This window comes from Arthrobacter sp. SO3, assembly GCF_020532825.1.
Classification (GTDB): Bacteria; Actinomycetota; Actinomycetes; order Actinomycetales; family Micrococcaceae; genus Arthrobacter.
Genome location: NZ_MQTS01000039.1, coordinates 21,595 through 27,594 on the forward strand (window position 1 = coordinate 21,595; position 6,000 = coordinate 27,594).

The following is a 6,000-nucleotide window of genomic DNA, read 5'->3' on the forward strand; positions in this document are numbered from 1 at the left end:
TGTCCGCGGTTACTTGTCCGCGGTTACTTGTCCGCGGTTACTTGTCCGCGTTGCGGTTGTCGGTCCGCCAGCGGATGCCGGCATCGATGAAGTCGTCAATCTCGCCGTCGAACACGGCGGAGGTGTTGCCGACCTCGTGCTCGGTACGGAGGTCCTTGACCATCTGGTACGGGTTCAGGACGTACGACCGCATCTGGTCGCCCCAGGAGGCCTTGACGTCGCCGGCGAACGCTTTCTTCTCCGCGTCCTCCTGCTCCTTCTTGAGCAGCAGGAGCCGGGACTGCAACACGCGCAGGGCAGCGGCGCGGTTCTGCAGCTGGGACTTCTCGTTCTGCATCGAGACCACGGTGCCCGTCGGGATGTGGGTCAGGCGCACGGCGGAGTCCGTGGTGTTGACCGACTGCCCGCCCGGGCCGGAGGAACGGAAGACATCGACGCGGATCTCATTGTCCGGGATATCGATGGAGTCCGTCTGCTCGATCAGCGGGATGACTTCGACGGCGGCGAACGAGGTCTGGCGGCGGCCCTGGTTGTCGAAAGGGCTGATCCGGACCAGGCGGTGGGTGCCAGCCTCGACGCTGAGCGTGCCGTAGGCGTAGGGGGCCTTGACTTCGAAGGTGGCGGACTTCAGCCCGGCCTCTTCGGCATAGGAGGTGTCCATGATGGTGGTCGGGTAGCCGTGCCGTTCGGCCCAGCGCAGGTACATCCGGAGCAGCATTTCGGCGAAGTCGGCGGCGTCCACGCCGCCGGCGCCGGCGCGGATCGTGACGACGGCTTCGCGCTCGTCGAACTCGCCGGACAGCAGGGTCACGACTTCGAGTTCCTTCAGCGCCTTGCGGATCGATTCCAGTTCGGTGGCCGCCTCCCCCATGGAGTCCGCGTCGTCCTCGTCCTGGCCCAGCTCCACGAGGACCTCGAGGTCGTCAATCCGCGACGTGAGCGAGTTCAGGCGCGCGAGTTCGGACTGGCGGTGCGAGAGCCGCGAGGTGATGACCTGGGCGGCTGCGGGGTCGTCCCACAGGTTGGGTTCGCCGGCCCGTTCGCTGAGTTCGGCGATGTCTTCCTTCAGCGCCTCGACATTCGAAACGTTCTCGATCGAGGCGTAGGTGGCGCGCAGGGCGCGGATTTCTGCGGGAAAATCAATGTTTGCCATGGTTTTTTAAGCCTACGCTATCCGTGCGGGCCGCCCGGACTGGGTCGCCGGCCAGGCCGGGCAGCCACCCAGGGGGCTACCTCGTCAGCCGGGAGCGCGCCGTCGAACTCGCTTCGATCCTGATGCCGTCCGGGACGAGGAAGTTGACGACGGGAGGGTGGACCGCGGCGCTGAGCACCACGACGGCGGTGGATCCGTCCGGGCTGCCCGTTCCCGGCCCGACAGCGAGGCCGCTGAACCGCGTGAAGGCGCTGCTGCGGTCCAGGAAGTCGACGGCGGTGCTCCGCACGCGGGCTCCGGTCAGGATGGCGGTGGGGGTGCCGCCAACGGTTTCGAGCTGCCCCAGGGTGAAGCTGTCCGCGGCAGCCACCGAGGCGCCGTCGGCCAGCGACAGGAGCTTCTTGTGCTCGATGTAGACGCTGGAGGCAGCGATGACGACGGTCGCGAGAAGCAGGGCGAGCAGCACAAAGCCGATGATCAGCACCATCAGCTGCCCGGCATCGCGGCGTTGGTCCCCGCCGGGTTGGTCCCCGCCGTGTTCAGCCCCGCCCTGTTGATGCGCTGGCTGCGGTTGCTGCCGGCGGCGCGTTGGGCGACGCTTCACGGGAACGTTCATCGGAAGCGGCCCACCAGTTGAGTGGCGGAGGCGCTGAGCTGCCCGGCGTTCAGGTTCAGCACCTCGCTGAACGGGACGAACGGCAACGGCACGGTGAGATGGACGGTGACCGTCACGGCCGAACCGGCAGCCATGCAGTCCGCGGGGGCGCAACTGGTCTCGACCCGGGCATTGGCGGCGGTGTGCCCGTGGTCGGCGAGCGCCAGCAGAACCGCCTGCTCGGCGGCGGCCCGGCCGCCGGCCGCGTCCGTCTGGGCCACGAAGACCTTCGCGGCCTGGTCCGCGGCGCCAACGACCGCAAATGAGCCGCCCTGGAGCTGGCCCACCGTGATGATGAAGTAGACCAGCGGCACCATCAAAAGCAGCGACAGGAACGTGAATTCGACCACGGCGCTTCCCCGTTCGGCGTCGTCCGGGCCGGCGGTGTTTGCCCCCGGGGCCGCTCCCCCCGGCCACCGGTCAGGTGCCTCAGGGCTGGATGGCCGCATGCCCTTTCACCTCCAGGACTGCGCGGGGGCCGATCAGCCCGATCACGGGCAGCGGTGCGCGGACCGTGACTTCCAGGGTCCGGATGCCCTGGTACGTGGCTTCGCTGGTGGTCACGTCCTGGGCGAATTCCGGGTTGAGCGCGATCGAGATCAGCTGCGCGGCCCGATCTTTGGCGTCGACGGCGCTGCGGTCCGCGAGGGTGCCGTACCTGGCGCCAGAGGCCGCGGCGTCGATCAGCGTGTTCCGGACGTGCAGAACAAGGGTGAGCTGGACGATGGCGAGGAAGAACAGCGTCAGCAGCCCGCCCACGAGTACGAAGTCCACCACCGCCGAACCCCGTTCGTCAGTTTTGCCCCAGCCGGCGCCGGGCAGCCGCACCTGTTACTGCCCGACCTTGTCCATGGCCTGGTTGAACAGTCCTTCCAGGGCCGGGCCGGCGAGGGCGAGCAGCGCGGCCACGAGGACCGCCGACATCAGCGTGATCATCACCCAGCCGGGCACATCGCCCCGCTCGCGATGGTCACCGGGCAGGTCAGGCTGCCGCCCGACGGCCCCGGACGCCCTGGCGTGCCCGGGCATCAGGCTGATGGTGCAGAGCAACAGCGCCATGCGGTTCAGGATCTGCTTCACTTTCTCCCCTTTTGTCGGTGGTTCGGGTGTCTTCCTGCTGCTTCCTTGCGGTTCCCTGTTGGGTGCTGTCACAAACCCATGCTGATGGCGGCCAGGCCGGGAAAGACGGCGAACACGACCGTCAGCGGCAGGACGCCGAAAACGACGGGAACCATCATTGCGATTTCCTTCTTTCCCGCCGACTCCATCAGCTCGCGCTTCGCCGTATCGCGGGCGTCCTGGGCCTGGGCCCGCAACACCCCAGCGAGGGGCGTTCCCCGTTCAACCGCCACGACGAGCCCGTCCACGAAGCGGAGCAACGGTCCAAGCTCGGTCCGTGCCGAGAATTCCTGCAGGGCCTCGACGATCGGCTTCCCTGCCCTGGTTTCGGCCAGGACGCGGGTGAAGTCCTTCGACAACTCCCCCCGGGCGCTGCGACACACTCTGTCGAGTGCGCCCGTCGCACTCTCGCCGGCGCTGACGGCGAGGGCCATGAGCTCGGCGACGCTGGGGAACTCCGCCATCATGCGTGCTTCGCGCTTTCTGATCTGGGCTCCCAGCAGGTAATCGCGCAGCACGTAACCGCCGGCGGCGCTGCCGATCACCAGCACGGCGGCGAGGAGGGGGCTGAGCCGTCCCGCCGCGCCGACCAGCACGACTCCTCCGGCCGACGCGATGAAACCGCCGGCGCCCCACAGGAGCTGTTCTGCCCGGAAATCGCCCGGCGACTTGACGTTCCCGGCCCTCGCCAGGCGGCGGTTCAGGGCCGAGGACCCGGGGTTCAGCTTCTCCAGCCACGAGAGGGCGTCGCCGATGACCGGCCGCAGGATTCGTTCCAGCGGTCCGAACGGGGTGAAGTTCCGCGGCGCAGTCCGCAGGAGCCGGGATTCCAAGTTGTGGGACTTCAATTGCGGGCCGATGCGTTCGACGAAGGTGGTTGGCCGCAGGAACGGCAGCCTGGTCAGCAGCAACCAGATACCGCAGCCAAGGACGACTCCGCAGGCGATGGCGGTCGCCAGCAGCCCGGTCATCGAAGCACCCGCTCATCTGCCGGCAGCGCTCCGATGCGCAGCATGACGGCATATGAGATCAGGGACACCGCCAGGCCCCCAATCAGGACGGCGGCCCCGAGCGGCGTGTTATAGGCAGCCACCGCTTCGGGCCGGCTTGCCAGCAGCATCAGGACGAACCAGGGGGCCGCGACTGCCAGCCGCGCCGCGTTGACGGTCCAGGACTGCCGGGCCTCCAGCTCGCTCCTGGTTCGGGCACTTTCCCGCAGGAATTCCGCGAGCGTGCCTAGCAGCCGGCCAAGATCCGAGCCGCCCACTTCCCTGGTCAACCGGAGTGCTTCGACGATCCGGTCGGCCACGGGATCCGCCAGTCGGTCCTTCAGCCTGGTCAGGGAGGGGTCGAATTGCCCTCCGGCCCGGTAGTCGGAGCCAAAATCGCGGAAGACATGGCGGAGTTCCTCAGGACCCTTATCGCCCAGCTGGATGAGGGCTTCCGGCAGCGACAGGCCGGCACGGATCGCCGACCGCAGATGGTCGATGACGTCGGGCCACAGTTGCCGCAGGACAGCGGTGCGCTTCCGGGCGCGCCATTTCACGATGGCCATGGGCAGCCAGCCGCCAAACAAGCCAAAGCAGCCCGCGATCGGCCACGACCTGGTCACCGCGAAGAAGACGAGCATCGTGAACGTGCCGACACCGAGGCAGCTGGCCAGCAGACCGGCGCCGCTGACCTTCTCGATTCCTGCCGACCGCAGCAGATCCTCCTGACGGCTGGGTCTTGGCACGCGCCGGGCCGATTTTGGCTCTTCCCAGGCAGACCACCAGATCAGCAGGAGTCCGGCACCGGCGAGCATGCCCAGCAGCGCTGCCATCAGCGTGGCTCCAGCAGGGCGGCGACGTCGAACCCCGCACGGGCAAACTTCTCAGCCGCCGGCATTGAGTTGGCCCTGGGTTGCAGCTGTCCGTCCTCGAAGGCGAAGACCATGGAGGATTCGATGATGCCGTTTTCGACTCTCCGGCCCAACGACAGGATCTCTGTGACTTCCCTGCGTCCGCTCGAGTGCCGGGCACAGTGGACCACAAGGTCGATGCAGGACGCGACGGTCGGAACCACAAAAGCGCTGGAGATGTTCTCGCCCGCCAGCAGCGGGAGGGTGCAGATCTTGGTGACAGCGTCGTGCGCCGAATTCGCGTGCACCGTGCACATCCCGGGCAGGCCCGAATTCAGGGCGATCAGCATGTCCAGGCTCTCGGCCTCCCGGACCTCGCCCACCACCAGCCGGTCCGGGCGCATGCGCAGCGCCTCCTTCACCAGCCGCCGCATGGGAATTTCGCCCTCGCCCTCCAGGTTGGGCTGCCGGCACTGCAGCCCCACAACGTCCCGAAGCGGGAACTGCAGTTCGAAGATCTCCTCGACGGTGACGACGCGTTCCCGGGTTCCGATGCTCGCAGCCAGGCAGTTGAGCATGGTTGTTTTGCCGGCCTGGGTGGAGCCGGAGACCAGGATGTTCAGGCCGCTGGCCACGGCAGCGCCGAGGAAGCGGGCCGCCTGCGGCGTCAGCGTGCCCAGTTCGACGAGGTGTTCGAGCCTGCTGGCCTTCACGACGAACTTGCGGATATTGATGGCCCAGTGCCGCCGAGTGACGTCCGGGATCACCACGTGCAGGCGGGAACCGTCCGTTATATAGCCCCACAAAAAGATGTCAGGCACGGTTTGCGCAGTCTGTCGTCCGAGCGTGGCTGACAGTATTGGGAGGTCCCTGTCAGTAACATGGGACAGATGCCGTTTCAGCCTATATACACAGTCAGCCGAGCCCTCCTAAGGGATGGGGTCACCGAAAGATACGTGATCGTGGACGCTGACGATCGGCTGCATGTCGCATCCTCGTGGCTTGGTGAGCTGCACGACCTTGGCAGATCGCCGAACACGATCAAGAGTTACGCCTCCAAGGTTGCGGCCTACTTGTCGTGGACCGTACAAACCGCCGACTGGCGTTCGATTTCGATGTCACATCTTGTTTTTTGGCGGCGAACTCTGTCCAACACCAGGGCTCCTGACATGGGGATTCGGGGGCTGGCCGGGTTTCCCGGATTGGCGGGGATTTTGCGGGTCCGGGGTCTTT

8 protein-coding genes and 1 pseudogene are annotated in these 6,000 nt (G+C 67.0%); 1 reads left to right on the forward strand and 8 read right to left on the reverse strand.

Going from position 1 to position 6,000, the window contains the following annotated elements:
- Positions 1–37: 37 nt before the first annotated feature.
- The 8 genes and pseudogenes from prfB to BJQ90_RS04535 form a co-directional block, all read right to left on the reverse strand.
- Positions 38–1,153, reverse strand: coding sequence for a peptide chain release factor 2 (gene prfB, locus BJQ90_RS04500; protein WP_069952285.1), 1,116 nt, complete (start codon positions 1,151–1,153; stop codon positions 38–40).
- Positions 1,154–1,229: 76 nt separating this feature from the next.
- Positions 1,230–1,757 (reverse strand): pilus assembly protein TadG-related protein, encoded by a 528-nt coding sequence (locus BJQ90_RS04505; protein WP_319004602.1) that lies wholly within the window; start codon positions 1,755–1,757, stop codon positions 1,230–1,232.
- Between the two features lie 8 nt (positions 1,758–1,765).
- Complete coding sequence (locus tag BJQ90_RS04510; RefSeq protein ID WP_226759110.1) at positions 1,766–2,257, reverse strand: hypothetical protein; 492 nt, start codon at positions 2,255–2,257, stop codon at positions 1,766–1,768.
- Positions 2,238–2,636, reverse strand: a complete 399-nt coding sequence (locus tag BJQ90_RS04515; RefSeq protein WP_226759111.1) for a TadE family protein — start codon at positions 2,634–2,636, stop codon at positions 2,238–2,240. Before BJQ90_RS04515 ends, BJQ90_RS04510 begins: the two co-directional genes overlap by 20 nt.
- Positions 2,637–2,639: 3 nt before the next feature.
- Complete coding sequence (locus BJQ90_RS04520) at positions 2,640–2,837, reverse strand: hypothetical protein (RefSeq protein WP_226759117.1); 198 nt, start codon at positions 2,835–2,837, stop codon at positions 2,640–2,642.
- A 119-nt stretch (positions 2,838–2,956) separates the two neighbouring features.
- Positions 2,957–3,898 carry a type II secretion system F family protein gene (locus BJQ90_RS04525; RefSeq protein WP_226759112.1) on the reverse strand — a complete coding sequence of 314 codons (942 nt, stop codon included), beginning with the start codon at positions 3,896–3,898 and terminating at the stop codon, positions 2,957–2,959.
- On the reverse strand, positions 3,895–4,749 hold the full coding sequence (locus BJQ90_RS04530; RefSeq protein WP_226759113.1) for a type II secretion system F family protein: 855 nt from the start codon (positions 4,747–4,749) through the stop codon (positions 3,895–3,897). The genes BJQ90_RS04525 and BJQ90_RS04530 overlap by 4 nt, the downstream gene beginning before the upstream one ends.
- Positions 4,749–5,558 (reverse strand): annotated as a pseudogene (locus tag BJQ90_RS04535) (CpaF family protein); the annotation flags it as partial. The gene BJQ90_RS04530 and the pseudogene BJQ90_RS04535, both read right to left, overlap by 1 nt.
- A 171-nt stretch (positions 5,559–5,729) precedes the next feature.
- Here BJQ90_RS04535 and BJQ90_RS04540 point away from each other — a divergent pair.
- A partial coding sequence (locus BJQ90_RS04540; protein WP_226759114.1) for a hypothetical protein occupies positions 5,730–6,000 on the forward strand: 271 nt, incomplete at its 3' end.